This window comes from Pauljensenia sp. UMB1177 (assembly GCF_030217965.1).
Lineage (GTDB): Bacteria > Actinomycetota > Actinomycetes > Actinomycetales > Actinomycetaceae > Pauljensenia > Pauljensenia turicensis_A.
On record NZ_JASOOV010000001.1, the window covers coordinates 590,709 to 611,515 of the forward strand.

Genomic DNA, 20,807 nt, shown 5'->3' on the forward strand with positions numbered 1-20,807 from the left:
CCCGCCCAGCGGCCACCGGTTAGTAGTCTGAAGAAGTGACTATCGATTCCCTTGTTGACCCCACGCTTGCCATCATCGCCGGTGCGAGTGCCCGCGAAGAAGTACGTTTGGCTTGCGAGGACGCCTTGAAGGCGTTTACCACGTTGCGCTTTCACGAGGGACTGCGTCGCGGTTGGGAAGAAGCTCGCGCCGAGGCGTCAGTCCGCGAGGCAGCAGCGATTGCGATCCTGTGTGGCGCCAGAACACATGTTGACGACATGCGTATCGCCTCAATGAATGACGCGCCTTGGTCTGCTGTCACCGATGAACGCACCGGATCGGGTGCCACCCGCGATCCAGCGATGGACCTGGCACTGGGGATTTGGAGGTCCCAAGCGAACCTCAGGGCAGGTTTTGACCCTTTAAACGCTCGAGTTCCCACCCGAAAAACCCCTCGGCCACTTCCGGCCCTGATCGCGGGACTCCACCGAGATGCCTGTTCCGGCCTCGTCGAATCGGGAAGACTCGATGTTGGACACGTAGCAATTCCGCACGACGGCGGTGCGCTCGCATATGCGATGACGCTGATCAACGGGCAATTACCGGCGCTTGTGAAAGCAGCCTGCCTGGTTGCGCACTTCCGGTTTCGCACCGTCTTTGATCCAGCATCTGGCGCGGTCGGGTATGGGCTTGCGCGATGGCTTCTGGTCACCCAAGGAGTTGAACCCACGGGTGTCGCAGTGATTTCAGCCTTCGATGCTGAGAACCAAGCGGAAGCCTCGCGCGCGCTCGGCGGTTGGGTGGCTGCCAGCGAGGAAAGCGTTGCCAGGTGGCTTGTCCATTCGATACGCGCATTCGAATACGGCGCGAAGATCGGCGCTGACATTGCTTTCCACGTCCAAGCTGGCAGGCTCAGCTAGATCGCAAGGCTCGTCAAGTACAAGCAGGTCCGACAGTAGGCGATTCAAAAGGCGACTTAGCCCAGAAACCCGCAGGTGACACGTTGCCCTAGTAGTTAGGCGCGCTTTGCTGTCACATACCCTACGGCTGCCGCGCCAATCGCCACACCCGCGCCGATCATGGCGAGCGTGCGACGCGACGGCGTGGGAATCGTTCGGTGAACAGCTGCGGTCGAAGTGAAACGCATGATCTCCCACCCGTTCTTCACGGCTGCCTCACGCAAGCCCTTGTCGGGGTTGACGGCGATCGGGTGGCCGACGGCAGACAGCAGAGGAATATCGGAAACAGAATCGGAGTACGCCCAGCATTCATCCATATTCCACCCGCGTTTGGCGGCAAGCTCTTTGCAGGCCGCCGCCTTGTTCGCCGCCTGGTTGTAGTGGAGCACGGTGCCCGTGTACTCACCGTCGTCATTCACTTCAGCGATCGAGCCGAGACAGGCATCAGCACCCAGCATCTTGCCAATCGGGCGAACGATTTCAATGACAGATGCGGACGCAACAACAACGGGTCGCATCTGGTCATGATGGAACTGGATTTCTTCGAGTGCCTGCGTGAAACACACCGGGTCAATCGCGTGGTCGATGGAGGATTCAACGGTCGCTTCAAGGAGGGAAGCATTCATGCCTTTGGCCAGGTCACCGATCGCTTCAGCCATCTTGTCCATCCGCTTTTCATCTGCGCCTTTGAGCAGGTAGGGAAGCTGGACGAGGACGGACATGGCGGCAGCTCGGCGCGACAGGAGGCCGGCGTCAACGAAGGAGCTCTGAAGAGCAATCGAGGACGACGTGGCAAGGATCGTCTTATCAAGATCAAAGAAGGCAGCTGAATTTCGCTGAAGCGGGGGTTGAATCATCACATGCTCCTTGCCATTCGAGGGTCAGCGGGACGGATTAGAGTCGGCACTGACGTATTTGGTGAAATTGTGGGGCTTGTGACCCCACTTATCCACAGGTCGATTGGTATCAGATTAGTCTTCCACAATTTCACTACGCTCACGTGGAATCTGCCTGTTCGCAGTGCAAGAGTGCGTCCAACGAGTCGGGTCTTTTCAGTGGGGCTCGGCGGGTGTGTTGGAGGAAACTCGATGGGTAAACGCAATACTTTCATCCGGGGTGCTCGGCGTGGGCTGGGCAGATTCGGGACGGTGAAGCCAGAGTATGCGCCCTGCACTGCGCGTCTGATTCTCGACGGTCTTACCCGCAACGATGAGCGCTTCGTGCGTCGCATGATTGCGCGCGAGCACGTGGACATCCAGGTGGGTGATGCGCACTCGTGGCTCGAGGACGCAGACGAACGAGGCCGGACACCTTACTCTTCGCCTCTTCTTGTTATTGCCGGACCGTACGCGATTGGCAGACTGGGAAGCACCCGCATCGAAGTAGGAGCTCACGGCCAATTCCGCCTTCCTGAAGACGAGGACCTTCTTCGCGCCATCCTTCGTGAACACGCTGGACAACCGCGCGAAGAAACGGAAGCTACAGCATTGTCTTCAACGCATCCATCCCGCCCATGTATCTGCGTTGCTGGGTGGAACGGAGGAGTCGGGACCAGCTCGATTGCGCACCAACTCGCGCATGAGCGCGGCCTCGTACTCATTGACGCAAGCGGACACGCACCAGCCCCATCGTGCGCAGACCTACCGGAGAGCCGTGGCGTGCGATGGGCGGATCTGGCGTACGGGGAAGTAGCGTATTCACCCGAACTTGCGCGCACCCTGCCCATCGTTCAACGCGTCAGCGTGTTAACGGGGGATGGGCTTGGGGTCGCTACGCCACTGGACTCTCGCTTAGGCGCGGTCATTTCAAGTCTGAACGAAGCCGGACACGGGTGCGTAGTTGACTGTGGACGGTGGGACGAGAGGTCGGCCGCCTGCGTGGGTGCACATGCGAGCGCACTCGTATTGATCGGACGAGCAGACCGCCAGGGCGCCACCCAGTGCGCGTGCTCGTTGACGTTGTGGCCACTTCAGTCTTGCCTGCCCTGCGTATTGCTGACTACGACGGGGAATAGTGGGAATATCCGCGCGCTGACTAACGCCCCGGTCTTGACGCTCAAGCGAGCACTACAGGCGCACTGTCGTCGCCTGTTCTGCGAGCTTGGAATCGGTGAGGGTGCGCTCTGATGTTCTTCACGCCCCACGCACCCAAAAGCATGCCTCGTCAGAAAGCTCAGAATCCGCCCGAAGACGGATGGCGACTGAGCCGTCAAGAAATTGAAGAGCGAACACTGCGGCACCTGGCAACACACGGTGACCTCGAAAAAGCCGTCGCAGAAAGCGCTCGCCCCGGCGCGGGCGTCGACGAAATGCGACACCTTCAAGAAAGAATCCGAACTCTCGCGCAGGGAACCGGGCCGGAAGTCGCCCGCCTACTGGCAATCAACGGAGTCACCGACGTGCTCATTAACTCCACTCACGCGTGGATCGACCGCGGTTTTGGGTTGGAAGAACGCGAGTTTTCACATTCAACGGACGCCCAAACGCGCGCCCTCGCTGTACACATGGCGGCCGCCTGCGGGAAACGCCTTGACGATGCCAGTCCCATCGTTGACGGAACACTCGAAGGAGGAATCCGACTCCACGCTGTCCTTCCCGCCCCCAGCGCATCCGGGACACTCATCTCGCTGAGAACCCCGCGCGCTCGCGGGATGGGACTGAGTGAAATGGAGGAGTGCGGGTCGGTTGCTCCCGTTGTGGCTCAGGTGCTTCGCGCATTGTGTGCTCGTCGTGCCAACGTTCTGATTTCTGGGGCAACCGGCAGCGGAAAAACGACGCTTCTTTCAGCCCTGCTGTCGCTTGTCCCTCACGACGAGCGAATCGTGTGCATCGAAGAAATTCCGGAACTCCACCCGGATCACGCTCACGCTGTATCCCTTGTCGAACGGCACCCGAATGTGCAGGGCAAGGGTGGGATCAGTCTGTCGGAGCTCGTGCGAGCAGCCATGCGAATGAGGCCCGACCGTCTGATTCTTGGTGAATGTCGTGGTCCGGAAGTTCGCGACGTCATGCTCGCGTTCAACACTGGGCACGACGGCGGATGGGCCACCCTGCACGCAAACTCTGCCGAGGATGTTCCCGCCCGATTACATGCGTTGGGAGGCCTTGCGGGACTCAGCGATTCCGCGGTCATTAACCAATCGGTCGCAGCGTTTGATGCGGTTATTCATATGCGTCGCAGTGCCATAAAACCCCAGGTTTCTCAGCCGTCTGACGAAGCAGAGCCGCACACTGATGCGTCTTACGCGGAACAGGCTCAGCTCCCCGGGCGATGGGTTGGGCAAATCGGCATATTGAAACGTCAGGGCGGTGAGCTTGAGTGTGAGCTTGCGCTTGAGGTGAGCCAAGACGGGACAGCCCATTTCGGTAGCGCTTGGACTGACATACAGCGCCTGTGCGGGCTGGACGGCGGTGCGCCATGATCAGCCTTGTTGCCTGCTGCGTCGCAGTCACTACCTGGATTCTTCTTGAGTATGCGCAGGTCAGACATGAAAAGAACCTGGTGAAAGCGTGGGGTAAAACAGTCGGAATCAAGAAGTCATCGCACGATCGCGACAATGCTGGACGCTCCAGCGTCTCTTCTGTGCCGGGTAGTTTGGCTCGACGCCACCGAACCGCTCCGTGGCGTTCGCCGCTCACACAGCTAGATGGCGCGCGCCTTGCCCTTCTTGTCGCGGATGTGGCCGGCAGATTGCGTGGAGGTGCGCCGACCGGTGTTGCTTGGGAGACTTCGTGGAAACGGTTCATTCCCGATGTGGTGTTCGCTGGGATTGACGAAGTAGGAACGCCCCTGGTCTTGACGGACATCATCGGCTTGAAAAGCATTGGGCACCGTATTCCCCGTTCTCTGAAGGAAGCGAGTCTTGGGAGGTGGATACGTTCCGTTCAGGGTAGTGGGGTTATTCATGCCTCAAAGGCGCTGGATTCAGCTTGCCGTTTAAGCGGAGCAACGGGCGCTCCACTGGCACATATCCTCGATGCGGTTGCCGATGGTTTAGAAGATGCAGAGGCCGTGGAAGAAGCTCGCCGGATCGCATCAGAAGGCTCCCGCATGTCAACGCGAATCCTGCTGGCAATGCCACTCATGGGAGTGATAGCAGCGCAAGCGTTGGGCGCTGAGCCCTTGAAACAGTTTGTTTCGGGCGGAATCGGAACTGTTCTGGCAATTGTAGGGCTCACGTGCATGGTCGGCGCCTACTTTCTGAGCCACTACCTGATGGGAAGGGCTCGCGGTAAAGAAGAACCAATTGATCCTGCTCTTGCCTGCGATCTTGCGCGAGCTGTCCTTGAATCAGGTGCAGCAATCCCCAGCGTGATCGAATCGTTAGGTGAGGCGACCCGTGATGATCAGCTTGCCCGAATCGGGCGCGAGCTACGGCTCGGAGTGTCATGGGAACGAGCTTGGGAAGAGAGAGCCGCAGACCAGCTTGCGCTTGCTCTTCACTCGGCGTGGGTCGATGGGATCGCTCCAGACGACTTGCTGTCTCGCACTGCTCGCCAGATACGTGCTCGTCGTCTTGCAGAAGCGAGGACTCGCGCTGAAGCGCTCGGCGTGACGCTTGTTATCCCCCTTGGGTCCCTGCTGTTACCAGCCTTCTTGGCGCTCGGGTTAGGGCCGATCGTTGTTCATCTGATGGGCGACGGGATTATCGGACTTGGGTAAAGAAGCATGTTTTCGCCTCCGTCACCCTGAGTTATTCACAGGCCAATCTCTGGGCCAGAACTTATCCACACAATCGCTTTCGTCCGTTCGCAAAGTTCGAGCAGACATTTGACCATTGAACTCCCGGAGAACACTCGGGGTCATCGGACAAAAGGAGAACATCATGTTAGACACGCTCACGACAAAGACGATCGAGGGGCAACTGGCGGTGCATGACGCCACGTCGGCGCTCGTCACGAAAGTCATGCCGAAGGGTAACCAGGACTTAGAAGAAGGCTCGACGACAGTCGAGTATGCAATCGGTGCGGTTGCCACTGCTGGATTGGCTGGACTCCTGATTGTCGTTTTGAAGTCCGGAGTCGTGAAAGGACTGCTTCAAAACATCATCACTCAGGCGCTGTCATTGTGAGTACTGACGTGGAAGTGGGGAGGGGTATATACCCCTCCCCACGGGGAATCGAAAGGAAACCGCCTTGGCCGGGTCAGCGCCTGTGGAAACGAGGGCTCGAAAAGGTGCGATTCGCCTGGTGTGTGCGTGGAGATGCGCATTTCAGGCACTTCCGTGCTCGTGTAGCCGATGGGGCAAAACAGACGCGGCGGAGTCGCGATGAAACAGGTTCAGTGACGGTCGAATTGGCAATTGGTTGTGTTGCCATCGCATTGATGCTGGCGCTGGTGCTCGGTGTTGCCTCCACAGTGTTGGCGCGTCAGAGCTTGTGCCATTCGGCAAGTGAAGCAGCGCGTGCCGCGATGATGGGAGTAGCGAATCCAACCCAAGTTGGAGCTACAGCGTTGGGCTCTCTTGCCCAAAAAGGGGCAAGTGTTTCAGTTGTCGAAAACGGTGAGTGGGTTGAAGCTCGCGCCACGTATTCAAGGCATGCGATTTCAGGACTGACCATTGGCGACAACACGTGCACGATCAGAGCCAAAAAGGACTCGTTGGTGCCATGAGAGCGTGCACTACACCGCCTAATCGGGAACCTCGTAGACGGGTGGTGGAAAAGGAAGAGGGCTCGGGCACGATCCTCGTTACCGCTATCTGTGCGCTGGCGCTGATCTGCCTGCTGGTCATTGTGTTCGCAGGTGCACTCTATTCGGCGAAAGCTCGTCTGGATGCGATCGCCGACCTTGGAGCGCTCGCGGGCGCGGATGCGTCGGCGACTGCGCAGTGGGAAGACGTGGGGTCCAGACCGTGTGACCTGGCGGGCGACGTGGTGGCTCGTAACGATGCGGATCTCGAGAGTTGCGAAGTGGTCGAGTCGGATACCCGAATTGTTGTCAGACAGTCGGTTGTTGTCATGAATATTCCGGTGATGCTTCGTTCCTGCGCGCGTGCTGGGCCTGTGAACACGTGAGGTGAACGTGAGACCTGATGTGTGAAGGAAGCAAAAACTCTCAGAAAACTTTAAGGAAGACTCAATGGTTTCCCAAGGAGAGCTCGCTACTGTAGTAGACATCAAGAGGAAAGCAGATGCGAAGAAATTGGACGCTTCGTAACTGACGGAAAGGGCGCTATTCGAAGACTTGACTGTGTTGATGGGATACCACGAGGGGCTAGGCCGTAAGGCCTAGCCCCTCGTGGTATCCCAGCTACGTTGTTTATGTGTGGTTGCACCAGTGAGTATCTGGTTGCCGATAGAGGCTGATGGTTTGGGTTATACGACAAAATGTGTGGCATTTTTGGTGACTTTTCGTTGTTTTGGTGCGGGAAAGTCTGTGTTGAAGTTGGTGTGGGGCAACTTGGAGGTTGGACAAAATGTGTGGCATTGAGGCTTGTTTTTCGTTGTTTTGGAGCGGAAAAGTCGGGTTTTAAGTTGATGTGTTTGCTTGGGAGATATGAGAGCTCCCGTTTGCCCTGTGTGCGCCCAGTCAATGAATCGCAATGGAAGAACGTCTGCTGGACGAGTCAGGTGGAGGTGTCGGGGGTGTAATTCCTCGATGGTGCAACGTATCGACTCGGGAGCTAAAGACTTATCAGCGTTCCTTAACTGGCTGTTGTCAGGGACAACCCTCAAAGAGCTTCCCGGTGAGGGCAGATCCTTCCAGAGGCGTTGCCAGGCGTTGTGGAGCTATTGGGCCTTGCCACCCATCATTGACCAGGTCCATGACGTCATCTACGTTGATGGCATCCATCTAGGGCGCAAAGCTGTTGTTCTGATTGCCCGAAGCGATGAGTATGTGTTGGGCTGGTATGCGGCAAGAGCGGAGAAAGCAAGCGCGTGGGAAGCGTTAATGAGCCGTATCGCCCCGCCCTTGTTGGTGGTCACTGATGGGGGAAGCGGGTTTGAGAAGGCGCGCAAGAACATCTGGCCTACTACCGTGGTGCAGCGGTGCACCTTCCACGCTTTTGTCAATATCCGAAGTGCCACCACCACTCGCCCGCGACTACAGGCCAGTCAAGAGCTCTACGCTCTAGGTAAGAGCCTGATTCGGACGAAAACCGCGCCTGAGGCCTCAGAGTGGCTCGCAGCCTACATTGGGTGGGCTCAACGGTGGGAGGACTTCCTTGCCCAACGCACGCTCACTCCAGATGGGGGCTGGGTTCCCACGCATGCTCGGCTGGTAAGCCCGTCGCACTCTTAACCGTCTGATCAGCACGGGCACTTTGTTTGCTTTCCTTGACCCCAGTTGGGATCGGCCCATGCCTGCAATGACCAACCGCATTGAGGGGGCGACAAATGCCCCTCTTCGTCAGATGCTGCCCGATCACCGTGGTCTGAGCCTTACTAGGCGGATCAAAGCAATTTTCTGGTGGTGCTACATGCACACTGAGCACCCACTACCACCAGCTCAAATCCTCAAAACGATGCCAACAGATGCTGACATTGAAGCCGCCTATCAAACTATCCACCCCGCAGAGATCAAAACAACGAGCCTGCCCCAATGGGGAGACGCCATCACCTGGCAAGACCTCCACCACAACACCAGCCCATACACCAACCCCTGGGACTAAACGAACCAGGACCCCAAATGCCACACATTTTGTCGTATAACCCCGGACTTCCCGGTCCCTCCCGCCTCGATCACCGACGTCCTGCTCACCCACGCGCATATGGACCACACCGGCTACCTGCCGCGCCTGGTGAAGAACGGATTCTCGGGGGCGATTTGGGGAACGGACACGACCCTCGCGCTGGCCGAGATCGTCCTGCGCGACTCGGCCCATCTTCAGGAGCGGGATGCGGAGTACACGAACGCGCACGGATTCTCACGTCACGAGAAGGCGCAGCCCCTGTACCGGATCGGCTACGTCAAACGCACCCTGCCGCTGTTCCGCTCGGTCGAGTTCGACCGTCCGCTCGAGCTCGGCGACGGCTTGGAGGCCCGATGGACGAGGGCGGGGCACATCCTCGGATCCGGGTCGATCCGACTCGCCACCCCGGAGGGATCCATCCTCTTCTCCGGCGACCTCGGGCGTTCGACGCACCCCGTGCTGCGCAGCCGTGAGATCCCCGAGGGCGCCGACCTCGTCCTCGTCGAGTCGACCTACGGCGACCGCGAGCACCCCGAGCCCGAGGGCCCTGCGCACGAAGCCTTCGCCGAGGCGATCCGCTCGGCCGTCGATGCGGGAGGATCGGTCCTCGTCCCGGCTTTCGCCGTGGACCGGACCGAAGTCGTCCTCCTGGCGCTCGACGAGATGAGCGCCGAGGGGCGGATCCCGCGGGTGCCCGTTTTCGTCGATTCCCCGATGGCGCTCGCATCACTGGAGATCTATCGGGCCCGTTCGCAGGCGGAGGAGCTGAGCGAGGGCGCACGGGGATTGCGCCTGCCCCACCTCGAGCTTCACGAATTGCGCAGCGTTGACGAATCGAAGAGCCTCAACGCCTTCTCCCGCCCATCGATCATCATTTCGGCCTCGGGGATGGCCACCGGCGGCCGCGTTTCTTCATCATCTGGCCCGGATGCTCCCCGATGAGCGCAACTGCGTCGTCCTCACGGGGTACCAAGCCGTCGGCACTCGTGGCCGTTCCCTGGCCGAGGGAGCCCCCTGCGTGAAGATGCTCGGCACCGAGGTCGCCGTGCACGCCCGGATCGTCAAGGACGAGGAGTTCTCCGTGCATGCGGACGCATCGGAGTTGATCGATTGGGTCGGGGCCCTGCGTCCTCGGCCCCGGAAGGTACTGACGGTCCACGGCGAGAAGGAGTCCGCCGAGGCCCTCGCAGTGCGCTTGGCGCAGGAGCTGACTCTCGAGGCGATGCCCGGGCGCGCGAATCACAGGATCGTTCTCGCGGAGTTCCTCTCCGCTGAATGAGGAGGCCGGGTCTGCGCCTGCTGAGGGTCGGCCTCGGACCCGGATGGGCCGGGGCCGCGGGGTTCAGATCCCTCGGCCCCGGCCTTCTGTCCTTCCGCGCGCATCCGCGCGGGGGCTCGCGATCAGAGGACCCCGAGGATCGCTCCGATGAGGAAGACCATGACGCCTGCGACGAACGAGAGGAGCGTCTCCATGAGCGACCACGTCTTGAGGGTCTCGCCGACCGTCATGCCGAAGTACTCCTTGACGAGCCAGAATCCCGCGTCGTTGACGTGCGAGAGGAACACGGAGCCGGCACCGATGGCGAGGACGAGGAGGCCGGCCTCGACCGGGGGCATGGCGCCTGCGAGGGGGGCCATGATACCTGCAGCCGTAATCGTCGCCACGGTCGCAGACCCAGTTGCCAGGCGAACAGCGACGGCGACGAGCCAGCCGGCGATGAGTGCCGGGACGGAGGCCTGTTCGATCCAGATTGCGATGACGTCGGCGATGCCGGAGTCGACGAGGGTCTGTTTGAAGCCGCCGCCGGCGCCCACGATGAGGAGGATCCCCGCGATCGGGCCGAGCGAGGCGCCGACGATCGTTGAGATCTCGTCGGCCTTACGGCCGGGCGCCACGCCGAAGGCGAGGATCGCGACGATCACGGTGATGAGGAGGGCGACGATCGGCTGGCCGAGGAACTCCGCGCAGGTGTAGAGCAGCGTCTCCTTGGCGGAGCCCATCAGAGTCTCCACGAGGGTGCGGCCGAGCATGAGGAGAACGGGGAGGAGGACGACGAAGATCGAGATGGCGAACGAGGGGCGCTTCTGCGGCTCGGTGATGGTCGATTCGCCGCCGAGAGGGGCCGGGGCCTCGATCGGAACCCACCGGGCCATGACGCAGGCGGCGATGGGCCCTGCGATGATGACGGTCGGGATGGCGACGAGGAGGCCGAGGCCGAGTGTGATGCCGAGGTCGGCACCGAGGGCGTCGATCGCGATGAGCGGGCCGGGGTGAGGCGGTACGAGGCCGTGCAGGGCGGACAGGCCGGCGAGCGCGGGCACGCCCACGAGGATCAGCGGTTGCTCGGCCCTGCGTGCGACGAGCATGACCACCGGGATGAGCAGAACGATGCCGACTTCGAAGAAGAGGGGGATGCCGACGACGAAGGCGATGAGCGCCATCGCCCAGGGAAGTCGGGAGACGGGGGTCTTGTCGAGGATCGTGTCGACGATACGATCGGCGCCGCCGGATTCGATGAGGAGTTTGCCGATGATCGCGCCGAAGGCGATGAGGGTGCCGACGCCTCCGACGGTCGAGCCGAGGCCCGTCGAGAAGGATGTGAAGGTGTCGGTCAAGGGGATGCCTGCGACGAGGGCGAGGACGGCCGAGCCGAGCGTCAGGGCCAGGAAGGGGTGGACCTTCTTCCAGACGATTAGGACGATGATCGTCGTGATGCCTGCGAGGGCTGCGCCGACGAGCTGCAGTTCATTGTCGGAGTGCACGACTGCCTTGGCGGCTGCTCCGAGAAGGGGTGACATCATGAATTCCTCCATTGGAAAGTGATGATCCTGTGCGAATGGTGATCAGCGGGCGATGGCGACGCCCGCGCTCTCAAGTGCGTCGAGTACGGCGGCGAGGGTCTGTTCCGGGGTTTCGCGCGATTCGATGACGATGCCGTCCTCGTCGGGCTTGAGGGGCTCGAGGGTCGCGAACTGGGAGGGGAGGAGCTGCGGGGGCATGAAGTGCCCTTCACGCTGTTCCATGCGTTCGCGCAGGGCCTCCTGTTCTGCAACAAGGTGGACGAAGAGCACGCGACCCTTCGCTTCGGAAAGGAGATCGCGGTAGACGCGTTTGAGGGCCGAGCAGGTGACGATGGAGCAGCTCTGCTTGTCCACTTGCCCGCTCATCCAATCGCGCAGGCTCCTGAGCCAGGGCCAACGGTCTTCGTCGCTGAGGGGGGTGCCCGCAGACATCTTGACGATGTTCGCTTCGGGGTGGAAGTCGTCGGCTTCGGCGAGGGGCCACGATGTCAGAGCGGCCAGTGAAGCTGCGGCGGTCGTCTTTCCGCTGCCGGCAACGCCCATCACGACGAGGTGGGTCAGCGATGATTCGCGAGTGTCGTCCACGACTCCTCCTAAATATGACGTCTTCGTCCATATAGTACGTTTATAGTACCGAATACGTCATACCTTTCAAGAAGGAGGAAAGTCCCATAGATCACAGACCTATAATGATTGGCGCAGAAGCCTCAACAAAAGGAGCTCAACGTGTCCCCCTCGCTCCACAGTGATGTTTTCGAGGCGCTCGGACGCAGGATCGCCGCAGGCGATCTACCGATCGGCGGCACGCTCACACTCGAATGGATCCAGACGGAGTTCGGGGTCTCACGCAGCATCGCCCGCGAGTGCGTGAAGTCGCTCGAATCCATGGGGCTCGTCGAATCCCGCAGACGCGCAGGGATCCTGATCCGCCCCGCGTCCGAGTGGGATGCGCTCTCACCGACCCTGATCCGCTGGCAGCTCGATGCCGATCCACGAGGGCCCAAACTCGGCGCCCTCAACGAGATGCGCGCCGCCATCGAACCGGTCGCAGCGGCTGCGGCCGCGCGCCGGGCCACCGAGGGCGAACGCACCCGGATCCTCGAACTCGCCGCACGATTGCGGGCCGAGGGCGCGAAGGACGACCTCACCGATTTTCTCGCCACCGACATCAAGCTTCATTCGGCAATCCTCGCCGCAAGCCACAACGACACCTTCTACGCGCTGAGGGAGCTCGTCGCCGAGGTCCTGGCCGGGCGCACGCGCCTCGGCCTCTACCCCGCCCACCCCGAGCCGATCGCCCTCGACCTCCACGACGAGGTCGCGCGCGCCATCGCCACCGGTTCCTCCGAAGCAGCCGAAGACGCGATGCGCGCCCTCGTCGCCGAAGTCCGCGAAGCCCTCCTCGAAAAAGGGCTGCGCGGGTTCCTCACCACGGACTGACCCCTCACCCCAGCATCGATGCCCCGGTGAGGAGTCCGCCGCCCGCGCATCGCGGCGGCGGACGGAAAGGCAAGACATGACCACCGCACCAAACCGCCTCCCCCGCGCCGACATCGGCGTTTACGGACTCGGCGTCATGGGGACGAGCCTCGCCCGCAACCTGGCCCATCACGGCCACGAGGTCGCCCTCTTCAACTACACGCCCGATCTCACGGAGCGCTTCGTCAACGACTACTCCCACGAGGGGCTCTTCCGTCCCGCTCGGGACATCGAAGGCTTCACTGCCTCCCTCAAGACCCCGAGGGTCGTTCTCGTGATGGTCCCCGCCGGCGCCGCGACGGAATCCGTCGTCAACCAGCTCAGATCCGTCCTCTCCCCCGGCGACATCATCATTGACGGGGGAAACGCCTTCTATCCCGACACGATCCGCCGCGAGAAAGCTTTACGGACTGAAGGGATCCACTTCGTCGGGATGGGGGTGTCCGGAGGGGAGGAGGGCGCCCTGGAGGGGCCTTCGCTCATGCCCGGAGGAGCCGACGAGTCCTACACGCGGATCGGCCCCCTCCTCGAAGACATCGCCGCCCAAGTCGACGGCCGCCCCTGCTGCGCCCACGTCGGCCCCGACGGAGCCGGGCACTTCGTCAAGATGGTGCACAACGGCATCGAATACGCCGACATGCAGGTGATCGCCGAGGCATACGATCTCCTCCGTCGTATCGGAGGCCTCAGCATCGATGAGATCGCCGAAGTCTTCCGAAGCTGGAGGCGTACCGAACTCGACTCCTACCTCATCGACATCACCGCCGAGGTCTTGGATCAGGTCGATTCGAGGACCGGCCGGCCCCTCATCGACGTCATCGTCGATCAAGCCGGTCAGAAGGGCACCGGCGTCTGGTCCTCGCAAACCGCGCTCGACCACGGCGTCCCGGTGCCAGCGATCGCCGAAGCGACCTTCGCCCGCTCCGCCTCCTCGGCGATCGCCCAGCGCACCGCCCTTCGCAATGCGGACATCACCCCGGGAACCGCCGAACGGACTCCCGCCAGCCGTGCGGCCTTTGTCGAATCCGTGCGCATGGCCCTGTACGGCGCCAAGATCGCCGCCTACGCTCAGGGCTTCCATGAGATCGCAACGGCCTCCGAACTCAACGGCTGGAACATCAACCTCGCACAGATCGCGAGGATCTGGCGGGGAGGCTGCATCATTCGCGCCCACTTCCTCGACGACATCGCCTCCGCATACGAGGACGAACCCGCCTTGCCCTCTCTGCTCACCGCTCCCGCATTCGCCTCGGCGCTTGAGAAGGCACTCCCCGCATGGCGCAGGCTCGCCGCCGACGCGATTCTCGCGGGCGTGCCCGCCCCCGTGTTCGCCTCAGGTCTGGCCTACATCGATTCGTTGAGGTCCGAGCGCCTTCCGGCTGCCCTCATTCAGGGGCAGCGCGATTTCTTCGGCGCGCACGGCTACCGGCGCATCGACGACCCCGGCACGACCCACCACGTCCTGTGGGCTGAAGAAAGGCGCCCCGAAGTCCGTCAAAAGTGACCCCCTCGGCGCCCGGGCGGGGCGCTCCCCTTATTCGAACGGAACGCTCCGCCCTCGCACCACCTGTGCGAGGTGCGCGCAGGGGACATCGACGACCTCCTGCACCGCGTGAAGGAACTCGGCGTGGGCAAGACGCGCCTCGTCCTCGTCCTCAGCGGTGAAGCGCAAGGTGACGCGCGCCTGTCCGGCCTCGATCCCGATGTCGAAGGATTCCAGACGCCGCACCCGCCGCGCCGCGGTCTCGACTTCCTGCGGAGCGCGGCCGGGATGGAGCGTCGAGACCGTGAGGCTCGTCCGGAAAGAGGGCATGGGGGAAGCGGGTTTGAGAAGGCGCGCAAGAACATCTGGCCTACTACCGTGGTGCAGCGGTGCACCTTCCACGCTTTTGTCAATATCCGAAGTGCCACCACCACTCGCCCGCGACTACAGGCCAGTCAAGAGCTCTACGCTCTAGGTAAGAGCCTGATTCGGACGAAAACCGCGCCTGAGGCCTCAGAGTGGCTCGCAGCCTACATTGGGTGGGCTCAACGGTGGGAGGACTTCCTTGCCCAACGCACGCTCACTCCAGATGGGGGCTGGGTTCCCACGCATGCTCGGCTGGTAAGCCCGTCGCACTCTTAACCGTCTGATCAGCACGGGCACTTTGTTTGCTTTCCTTGACCCCAGTTGGGATCGGCCCATGCCTGCAATGACCAACCGCATTGAGGGGGCGACAAATGCCCCTCTTCGTCAGATGCTGCCCGATCACCGTGGTCTGAGCCTTACTAGGCGGATCAAAGCAATTTTCTGGTGGTGCTACATGCACACTGAGCACCCACTACCACCAGCTCAAATCCTCAAAACGATGCCAACAGATGCTGACATTGAAGCCGCCTATCAAACTATCCACCCCGCAGAGATCAAAACAACGAGCCTGCCCCAATGGGGAGACGCCATCACCTGGCAAGACCTCCACCACAACACCAGCCCATACACCAACCCCTGGGACTAAACGAACCAGGACCCCAAATGCCACACATTTTGTCGTATAACCCGATGGTTTTGGTTGCTCCTTCAATTCATAGCCTTCAACCCACAGCATTTTCATAGGGAGATTCGGTGGTCTTCTCAGGTTGGGTGTCTACATTAATAGTCATCACAAAGGAATACGGCGAACGAACCACAAGGGTTCGTCACCGCTGACGGAATTGTTGAGGAGATGCTATCGGGAGACTCTTTTCTGTGTTGATGGGATGCTTCAAAGGGCCAAGCCGCAAGGTTTGGCCCTTTGAAGCATCTACGCCACCATCACGTGGCGTATTGCCAGGATCAGGCCACACTCTCGAAGAGCCCAGTTGCACAAAGAAAAGCTTCAGGCTCCCGGCGCACGCTCGGCAAGGAACCGCGTCAGAACAATGGCGCCAGCCTTCGATAATGGCTCATTCCCATTCCCGCACTTCGGACTTTGAACGCACCTCGGGCACCCGTCCTCGCAGTCGCAGGATTCCAGGGTTGAAAGCACCATCCGCATCCACTCACCTGCGTTCTCAAATCCAGCGGAAGCATACCCAGCTCCACCACGGAACGCATCGTGCACAAACACAGTCGGCAGACCCGTGTCATCATGTTCCGCGGTTGACAGGCCACCCAAATCCCAGCGATCACACGTAGCCAAAAGGGGCAGGAGCCCAATCGACGTATGTTCGGCCGCGTGCAACGTTCCAGACAGATCCTCGTTCCCGATTCCTAATCCGCGCAACTGCACCTGAGCGGCCGGCGACAATTCGTACCAGACCGCCTTCGTTGGCAGAGTATGTGTTGGCAGGTGGAGCTCGATGTTGCGAATGAACTCAAGCCTCGGCAGGCGCAATAGGTCGTAGTCGGTCACGCGCGTCGACACATCCACACTGCCAAACGACCAGGTCACAAGCCCATCGTCGGATGTCCACGTGTCGTCAATCGACGTGATCGACACGGACACACGTTGTTTGGCGCGCGTGCGCAGGGGAGTGCGGACCTCTTCGGCGAGCGCAATCCGTTGCTTCTCCTCAGGGGTCGGTGGCGCGATGTAAGAGATAGGTCGAGGCCGAGCGGACGAGGTGCCGGCGTCGGGTTGGCCCCCAAAAGAATCGCTGGCCGGCTGTGCGAGCGCGCCCGCACTCCGCTCCCGTGGCACGCCCCCGCCACTTCGCGCTTCCTTAGCAGGCGCGGCGCTCATCATCGGCGAATACTCCACGATGTGGTACGTCCGCCCCTGATGCACGTAAATCGCGTCGGCAAAAAGGTGCGCATCCGCGGACCCAGCGTCCATCGTGCCGATCACCGCGCCCGTGCGCGCGTCGACAATTTGCACGTCTCCCGACCCGCCTCGCAGGTCAGTCAGGTCGGCGGCCCTCTCTTGACGGGTTGCGTCCCAGTACCAGCCGGCTGGTCGCTCGCGAAGGTAGCCCTCGTCGGCAAGCTGGCGTGCAAGACGTGGGAACGAGGCCCCAAACAGCGCCAGATCTTCACCATCAGTGCGCTCAAGCGACAGTGGGATTTCCGAGGCCGCCGCACACAAATGAGGCGCCAACACCCACGGGTTGGTGGCATCAATGACGTTTGCTTCTACGGGGGCAAAAATCTGATCCGGGTGGTGAACAAGGTATTCATCCATCGGGTTATCGGACGCAACCAGAACAGAAACGCCCCCTGCCCCTGCGCGTCCGGCGCGACCAATCTGCTGCCAGAGCGACGCGCGAGTCCCCGGCCAGCCTGCAGTCACCGTCGCGTTCAAACCGGAGATATCGAGCCCCAGCTCCAGAGCAGATGTGGTGGCAACCGCACGCAATCGTCCGCTTCGCAACGCTGATTCCAAGGCGCGACGTTCCTCGGGTAAGAAGCCACCGCGGTACGCGGCAACACGCCCGGCCAGAGGCGAACCATGGGATGAGAGTTGATCGCGAACCTGCGCCGCAACCGACTCAGCACCCGCACGTGAACGAACAAATGTCAGAAGATTCGCGCCTTTTTCGATCATTGCGGCAGTCAGGGACGCGGCCTCGGTCTGTGCAGAAACGCGACGCATCGGCGCTTCCACAACGGTCTCTTCCCCTGCGACCGCTTTCAAGAATGCACTAATATCCATTTCGGCCTCATCGGGGACGAGGCGCCCCTGCCAGAGGAACAACTGGTGGTCTGAAGCGGGCGAACCGTCGTTGGTCACGCCGATGCACGGGCGGGAGGTCATAGCCTCGCCGACGGCCTCGGGATCGCGGATTGTCGCGGACAGCATGATCATGATCGGATCAGCACCCAGATGGTGCGCGATGCGCAGCAGACGGCGGATGACCAGCGAAATGTGAGCGCCGACGACGCCACGCCAATGGTGGAGTTCGTCAATGACGATGTACTTCAAGGAAGCCAGGAATCGCGTCCAGCGTTCGTGGCCGGGGAGCATCACGTAGTGCAGATAGTCCGGGTTCGTCGCAATAATGTCGGCGTTGGCTCGCGCCCAATCCTTTGTTTCCCTCGGAGTATCACCGTCTGCGGTCACCGCGTGAACCTGACGCAGAGCAGAACCAGAGGGTGCAACTGACAGTAACGCACACAGGTGTGCCATCTGGTCGGCGGCCAGTGCCTTCGTCGGCGAAATATACAGGCAGGTCGGGCGACGACGAATCTGCGAAATACGCCCGGAGTCTTCGGCGTTCACCAGGTCAGAGAGGATCGGGGTCCATGCTGGCGCAGACTTACCAGACCCCGTGCCCGTCGCGAGGACAACATCATTGCCCGATGCAATGGCATCCAGCGCCTCAACCTGATGAGACCACGGGCGGAGAGCACCTCGTGCTTTCCATGCTTCTACAACGTCGAGTGCAACCCAGGTGGGCCACTCAGCGGTGCGCTCGGCCCGCCCTTCGATGACGTGCATATCGATCAGACGATCATCGCCCGCACCGATATCCATCAGCAGACGCGCAAGATCGCCGGCATTCGGGGACGGAATTGGGGCGAAGGAGGCGTCGGCGCGCGCAGGTGTTTCACCATCGGATTGACCGGCTATACCCGACGCGGGAACCTCGTTCACTTGCGCGGGTCAGTCCAACCGAGAGTCTGCTCGGCTGCCTGCTTCATGTATTCGATCGCCTTCAGACCCGTCGAAATGCCTGCGTCAATGTTTTCGGACAGCTGGTCGTTCGAGATCCCGGCGATCGCATCGATGCTGAAATCAGCGCACACCTGCAGGTTTCCATCTTCGTCCGGCATTGAGTAGACGGTCGGGAAGTACATTTCGCGGTTCCACGAATCTGCGGCGGCAAAAACTTGCTGGGTTGACGACGCAAGCGGAATGTCGGCTGCCCACATTGCGCGGATCGTGATGAAACGGTTCGACGTATCCAGCATGATGAGGAATGGCGTCGTATCGAACATGGCGCCGGCAACACGGCCTTCGCTGACCTGCTCCACCTGGAAGTTCTTATCCGAGAACGCCTTGAGCAGACGGTCGAAAGTAATCGGGTAGGGAGTCTGATCATCGTTCGGGACGGCAAAGGGAGCACTCATCAGTTGTCCTCCTGAATATCAAGCTCGTCAGACCACGTGACGAATTCTGGAAGTGCTGCTTCCAAGTCGGTAATAAACGTCAGGATCATCGACATCGACGACTCCCAGAACGCATCCAGCTGAGCCTTCGTGAACCCCTGCGACGCGACCACATTGCACTCGGCAATCAGGCCGAACTTCCCGGCGTCTTCGAGCGGAGCAAGGTACGCCTTGGGCAGGATGCGCGACGAGTTGCACGCCGAAACCTCGTTGACCAGTGCGGTGAACTGAGCGTCGTCGGTGGCAATTCCTCGCCACTGAGCACGCAACTGTAATACCTGCGGGTTCGACATATTCCAGAAGAAAACGGCGTTGCGCGTCGGGATCGCGAGTTCGGCCTCGCCGTATTCCCCGAACGAAACATCGCGATCGGAAAGCAACTGCCGAATCCGCTCGGTGCTGACGGGCGTCGTCGTGGACATCCAGATTCTCCTGAAGATGAAGGAACGAGGCCGTCCACCACCACGGATCGTGATTCGGCGAACGACGTTCGAAAGAGTTGGTTTACTCTATCGAAGTATGCGTACGCCGGCGCGTTCAAGCGCGCTTGTTCACGCCTGACCCGCTCTGTTCAGCGGATATGGGCGGGTTATCGATAAGGTATGTGCGTACCGTTTACTTGTATAGACCACGAAAATGGTGCAGGCAGTCCCAGAGTCCTGCTTCGACACTTTCACCAGATGAAGCGGACAGTTCAAGGCAACAGGCACGAAGAGGTGACACGCGTATGCAACGCCCAAACGTTCCCCAAGCGCGCCAGCCTCAACCATCGCGCCTCAACCGACCACGAGGCACGCAAGCAGGCGCGGCCTCGTCCCCAACTAGCCAGGCACCTGCCCGCGGGACGTCAACGGGCCACTGGTATGCGCGTCGGCTTCGTCGAAGGATCGTTTCGGCGATCGCATGTGTGATCGGCGCAGTTGTTATCAGCTATGTCGCCGTCACGACGCCCGCTGGGCAGGCTCTGGACACCCTGTTCATGGAAGCCGCGATCCGCTGGAGTGACAGCGCAGGCAACCTGACGCATCTGATCACATCCATTGCATCTGTTCCCGTGATGATCATCGTCGGCGCAATCGTGTTTGTTGTGGCAGTGATCCGTCGTCGCCCAACATTGGCGGGTCGAGCAATGTTTGTCGTGATCGGGGCTAACGCAACAACTCAGATCGCAAAATACCTGCTGGATCGGCCAAACCTCGGCGTGACAACAGACGTTGCAAACTCCCTGCCATCTGGGCATACAACAGTTGCCATGGCGATCGCGCTTGCTCTGGTCATGGTTGCGCCACCGTGGCTTCGCGCACCTTCAGCGTGGGTTGGCTGGGTGTGGACTGCCCTGATGGGGATATCGGTGATGATCTCAGCGTGGCACCGGATCGCGGACGTCGTTGTCGCGTTCCTGATTTGTGGCGCCTGGGCGCTGGCATTGGCGCCGATTGAACACCGCACACGACATATCGGCGGGATGCGCACGTACGTCGCAATGGCCTTGGTGATTGGCTTTATCGTTGCCTCGATCTTGACAGTTGTGGCGCTTGCGGGCGTAGACGTGTCAGCGGTCGCAAACCCCGGACCGTCCGGATACGGCTTCGCCGAGTTCCTTGAAGAATCTCCCAGTCGCGCGCGCATTCTGGCTATCGCGGGCACACTGTGGGTTGTTGTGATTTCCGGCTGGGTCATTGATGAGGTCGATTCACTCAGTGGGAACGAACGCTAATTCTTGTTATCCGGCGCGTGCCTAGAGTCGACACTCGCCCGCCTTCAAAACGACGATCGGGACGTTGGTCCCGTTTTTGCGTTGGTGTGTGTCGTGATCGAAAGATACTAGGGCGTGTTGCGTCAAAGAGACTCGATTTCACTTGAGCAACTACATATAGTGGTGAGC

20 protein-coding genes and 1 pseudogene are annotated in these 20,807 nt (G+C 60.9%); 14 read left to right on the top strand and 7 right to left on the bottom strand.

Annotated features, from left to right (window positions below):
- The first annotated feature begins 35 nt into the window (after positions 1-35).
- Positions 36-899 (top strand): hypothetical protein, encoded by an 864-nt coding sequence (locus QP442_RS02595; protein WP_103632939.1) that lies wholly within the window; start codon positions 36-38, stop codon positions 897-899.
- 95 nt (positions 900-994) lie between these two features.
- Here the strand turns inward: QP442_RS02595 and QP442_RS02600 are convergent, their stop codons facing one another.
- A complete protein-coding gene (locus QP442_RS02600) occupies positions 995-1,795 on the bottom strand; it encodes an HAD family hydrolase (protein ID WP_103632940.1) in 801 nt (266 codons plus the stop codon).
- Positions 1,796-2,026: 231 nt separating this feature from the next.
- Here QP442_RS02600 and QP442_RS02605 point away from each other — a divergent pair, with 231 nt between their 5' ends.
- The 9 genes and pseudogenes from QP442_RS02605 (at position 2,027) to QP442_RS02645 (ending at position 9,853) form a co-directional block, all read left to right on the top strand.
- Positions 2,027-3,064 carry a hypothetical protein gene (locus tag QP442_RS02605; RefSeq protein WP_006680445.1) on the top strand — a complete coding sequence of 346 codons (1,038 nt, stop codon included), beginning with the start codon at positions 2,027-2,029 and terminating at the stop codon, positions 3,062-3,064.
- 29 nt (positions 3,065-3,093) lie between these two features.
- Positions 3,094-4,359, top strand: a complete 1,266-nt coding sequence (locus tag QP442_RS02610) for a TadA family conjugal transfer-associated ATPase (protein ID WP_285069570.1) — start codon at positions 3,094-3,096, stop codon at positions 4,357-4,359.
- Positions 4,356-5,600 carry a type II secretion system F family protein gene (locus QP442_RS02615; RefSeq protein WP_103632942.1) on the top strand — a complete coding sequence of 415 codons (1,245 nt, stop codon included), beginning with the start codon at positions 4,356-4,358 and terminating at the stop codon, positions 5,598-5,600. Before QP442_RS02610 ends, QP442_RS02615 begins: the two co-directional genes overlap by 4 nt.
- A 163-nt stretch (positions 5,601-5,763) precedes the next feature.
- Positions 5,764-6,009 (top strand): DUF4244 domain-containing protein, encoded by a 246-nt coding sequence (locus tag QP442_RS02620; protein WP_103632943.1) that lies wholly within the window; start codon positions 5,764-5,766, stop codon positions 6,007-6,009.
- A 212-nt stretch (positions 6,010-6,221) separates the two neighbouring features.
- Complete coding sequence (locus tag QP442_RS02625; protein ID WP_141089640.1) at positions 6,222-6,551, top strand: hypothetical protein; 330 nt, start codon at positions 6,222-6,224, stop codon at positions 6,549-6,551.
- Between the two features lie 44 nt (positions 6,552-6,595).
- The gene (locus QP442_RS02630; RefSeq protein WP_103633016.1) at positions 6,596-6,955 is read left to right on the top strand and encodes an Rv3654c family TadE-like protein; all 360 of its coding nucleotides are present in this window, start codon (positions 6,596-6,598) and stop codon (positions 6,953-6,955) included.
- Positions 6,956-7,436: 481 nt separating this feature from the next.
- A pseudogene (locus tag QP442_RS02635) lies at positions 7,437-8,553 on the top strand (IS1249 family transposase).
- 99 nt (positions 8,554-8,652) lie between these two features.
- On the top strand, positions 8,653-9,516 hold the full coding sequence (locus QP442_RS02640; RefSeq protein ID WP_243381329.1) for a hypothetical protein: 864 nt from the start codon (positions 8,653-8,655) through the stop codon (positions 9,514-9,516).
- 82 nt (positions 9,517-9,598) lie between these two features.
- A complete protein-coding gene (locus QP442_RS02645; RefSeq protein WP_243440763.1) occupies positions 9,599-9,853 on the top strand; it encodes an MBL fold metallo-hydrolase RNA specificity domain-containing protein in 255 nt (84 codons plus the stop codon).
- Between the two features lie 122 nt (positions 9,854-9,975).
- Here QP442_RS02645 and QP442_RS02650 read toward each other — a convergent pair whose 3' ends face one another.
- Both QP442_RS02650 and QP442_RS02655 read right to left on the bottom strand, forming a co-directional pair.
- Positions 9,976-11,376, bottom strand: coding sequence for a GntP family permease (locus QP442_RS02650; RefSeq protein WP_285069571.1), 1,401 nt, complete (start codon positions 11,374-11,376; stop codon positions 9,976-9,978).
- Positions 11,377-11,418: 42 nt separating this feature from the next.
- On the bottom strand, positions 11,419-11,961 hold the full coding sequence (locus QP442_RS02655; RefSeq protein WP_006680433.1) for a gluconokinase: 543 nt from the start codon (positions 11,959-11,961) through the stop codon (positions 11,419-11,421).
- A 141-nt stretch (positions 11,962-12,102) separates the two neighbouring features.
- On the opposite strand from QP442_RS02655, the gene QP442_RS02660 reads away from it, so the two are divergent.
- Together QP442_RS02660 and gndA are read left to right on the top strand one after the other, a co-directional pair.
- Positions 12,103-12,816: a FadR/GntR family transcriptional regulator gene (locus QP442_RS02660; RefSeq protein WP_285069572.1), complete on the top strand. Its 714-nt coding sequence runs from the start codon at positions 12,103-12,105 to the stop codon at positions 12,814-12,816.
- A gap of 76 nt (positions 12,817-12,892) precedes the next feature.
- Positions 12,893-14,359 carry an NADP-dependent phosphogluconate dehydrogenase gene (gndA, locus tag QP442_RS02665; protein ID WP_006680431.1) on the top strand — a complete coding sequence of 489 codons (1,467 nt, stop codon included), beginning with the start codon at positions 12,893-12,895 and terminating at the stop codon, positions 14,357-14,359.
- A gap of 30 nt (positions 14,360-14,389) precedes the next feature.
- Here gndA and QP442_RS02670 read toward each other — a convergent pair whose 3' ends face one another.
- The gene (locus tag QP442_RS02670) at positions 14,390-14,668 is read right to left on the bottom strand and encodes a hypothetical protein (RefSeq protein ID WP_040318417.1); all 279 of its coding nucleotides are present in this window, start codon (positions 14,666-14,668) and stop codon (positions 14,390-14,392) included.
- 370 nt (positions 14,669-15,038) lie between these two features.
- On the opposite strand from QP442_RS02670, the gene QP442_RS02675 reads away from it, so the two are divergent.
- Positions 15,039-15,350 carry a hypothetical protein gene (locus tag QP442_RS02675; protein WP_006680437.1) on the top strand — a complete coding sequence of 104 codons (312 nt, stop codon included), beginning with the start codon at positions 15,039-15,041 and terminating at the stop codon, positions 15,348-15,350.
- Positions 15,351-15,710: 360 nt separating this feature from the next.
- Here the strand turns inward: QP442_RS02675 and QP442_RS02680 are convergent, their stop codons facing one another.
- The 3 genes from QP442_RS02680 to QP442_RS02690 are packed head-to-tail and all read right to left on the bottom strand — an operon-like array spanning position 15,711 to position 19,344.
- Positions 15,711-18,407: a DEAD/DEAH box helicase gene (locus QP442_RS02680; protein WP_181002158.1), complete on the bottom strand. Its 2,697-nt coding sequence runs from the start codon at positions 18,405-18,407 to the stop codon at positions 15,711-15,713.
- Complete coding sequence (locus tag QP442_RS02685) at positions 18,404-18,883, bottom strand: YbjN domain-containing protein (RefSeq protein WP_006680427.1); 480 nt, start codon at positions 18,881-18,883, stop codon at positions 18,404-18,406. Before QP442_RS02685 ends, QP442_RS02680 begins: the two co-directional genes overlap by 4 nt.
- Positions 18,883-19,344 carry a YbjN domain-containing protein gene (locus QP442_RS02690; RefSeq protein ID WP_179370019.1) on the bottom strand — a complete coding sequence of 154 codons (462 nt, stop codon included), beginning with the start codon at positions 19,342-19,344 and terminating at the stop codon, positions 18,883-18,885. Before QP442_RS02690 ends, QP442_RS02685 begins: the two co-directional genes overlap by 1 nt.
- A 305-nt stretch (positions 19,345-19,649) precedes the next feature.
- Here QP442_RS02690 and QP442_RS02695 point away from each other — a divergent pair, with 305 nt between their 5' ends.
- A complete protein-coding gene (locus QP442_RS02695) occupies positions 19,650-20,639 on the top strand; it encodes a phosphatase PAP2 family protein (RefSeq protein ID WP_101628725.1) in 990 nt (329 codons plus the stop codon).
- Positions 20,640-20,807: the final 168 nt, after the last annotated feature.

Coding starts and splice junctions, on each gene's coding strand:
- QP442_RS02675 (WP_006680437.1), top strand. CDS start 15,039: ATGCCTGCAATGACCAACCGCATTGAGGGGGCGACAAATGCCCCTCTT.
- QP442_RS02610 (WP_285069570.1), top strand. CDS start 3,094: ATGCCTCGTCAGAAAGCTCAGAATCCGCCCGAAGACGGATGGCGACTG.
- QP442_RS02695 (WP_101628725.1), top strand. CDS start 19,650: ATGCAACGCCCAAACGTTCCCCAAGCGCGCCAGCCTCAACCATCGCGC.
- QP442_RS02615 (WP_103632942.1), top strand. CDS start 4,356: ATGATCAGCCTTGTTGCCTGCTGCGTCGCAGTCACTACCTGGATTCTT.
- QP442_RS02600 (WP_103632940.1), bottom strand. CDS start 1,795: ATGATTCAACCCCCGCTTCAGCGAAATTCAGCTGCCTTCTTTGATCTT.
- QP442_RS02685 (WP_006680427.1), bottom strand. CDS start 18,883: ATGAGTGCTCCCTTTGCCGTCCCGAACGATGATCAGACTCCCTACCCG.
- QP442_RS02605 (WP_006680445.1), top strand. CDS start 2,027: ATGGGTAAACGCAATACTTTCATCCGGGGTGCTCGGCGTGGGCTGGGC.
- QP442_RS02620 (WP_103632943.1), top strand. CDS start 5,764: ATGTTAGACACGCTCACGACAAAGACGATCGAGGGGCAACTGGCGGTG.
- QP442_RS02640 (WP_243381329.1), top strand. CDS start 8,653: ATGGACCACACCGGCTACCTGCCGCGCCTGGTGAAGAACGGATTCTCG.
- gndA (WP_006680431.1), top strand. CDS start 12,893: ATGACCACCGCACCAAACCGCCTCCCCCGCGCCGACATCGGCGTTTAC.
- QP442_RS02645 (WP_243440763.1), top strand. CDS start 9,599: ATGCTCGGCACCGAGGTCGCCGTGCACGCCCGGATCGTCAAGGACGAG.
- QP442_RS02650 (WP_285069571.1), bottom strand. CDS start 11,376: ATGATGTCACCCCTTCTCGGAGCAGCCGCCAAGGCAGTCGTGCACTCC.
- QP442_RS02670 (WP_040318417.1), bottom strand. CDS start 14,668: ATGCCCTCTTTCCGGACGAGCCTCACGGTCTCGACGCTCCATCCCGGC.
- QP442_RS02690 (WP_179370019.1), bottom strand. CDS start 19,344: ATGTCCACGACGACGCCCGTCAGCACCGAGCGGATTCGGCAGTTGCTT.